This is a genomic window from Candidatus Symbiopectobacterium sp. NZEC127 (assembly GCF_025962675.1).
GTDB lineage: Bacteria > Pseudomonadota > Gammaproteobacteria > Enterobacterales > Enterobacteriaceae > Symbiopectobacterium.
The window spans coordinates 1-560 of the sequence record NZ_JAGFPG010000075.1 but is presented as its reverse complement, the minus strand read 5'-3'; the positions used below and the strand labels follow the sequence as shown (position 1 = coordinate 560).

Sequence of the window (560 nt, the reverse complement as noted above, 5' to 3'; positions counted from 1 at the left end):
AGGTCACTTAGCATTTTAAGCCTAACAAATGTTTGCTTAGCTTTATCAACTGCAGAAGATTCGTTATTAGGATCAGCTCGAATGCTCTGAAGCTTATCAAAAGATTTATCACTTACCTCGTTACGCAAGAAGTCCAGAGCTTCATGCTCATTTTTATTGATAAACGTAGAGCTACTGTCTAATGAATTAAAAACATCATTAAACACTGAAGCGTCATGAGTATTAAACGATGAGGCACTATTTTTTTCGTTTTTAACCTCACTTTTACTTAAACCACCTCTCACGCTTCTTACTTTTGTACCGAGATCAGCATTCTGAGTTCGCGTAGAAAACCTTGACGAGCGCGATGCCGTAGTGGCTTGGCTTGGCTGAGATAAAAATTGCACTCTTGCTTGTGTTATACTTCTTAATGATGCAACATACTTATTCCCGATTTTACTATTAAAGTCGGCAAGTAAACCATTTGGATGAATTGGTTTCGATATACCAGAACCAATCATATTTTTATTTGGAAAAGTCATACTGTCGCCCTCATTAAACAAAGAATTGTTTATCGCACT

Annotated in this window: 1 protein-coding gene; it reads right to left on the bottom strand. The window is 36.8% G+C overall.

What is annotated here, in order from left to right:
• Nucleotides 1-521: hypothetical protein (locus J5069_RS23985; protein ID WP_264646144.1), on the bottom strand; the 521-nt coding region annotated here is incomplete at its 3' end.
• Nucleotides 522-560 lie beyond the last annotated feature (39 nt).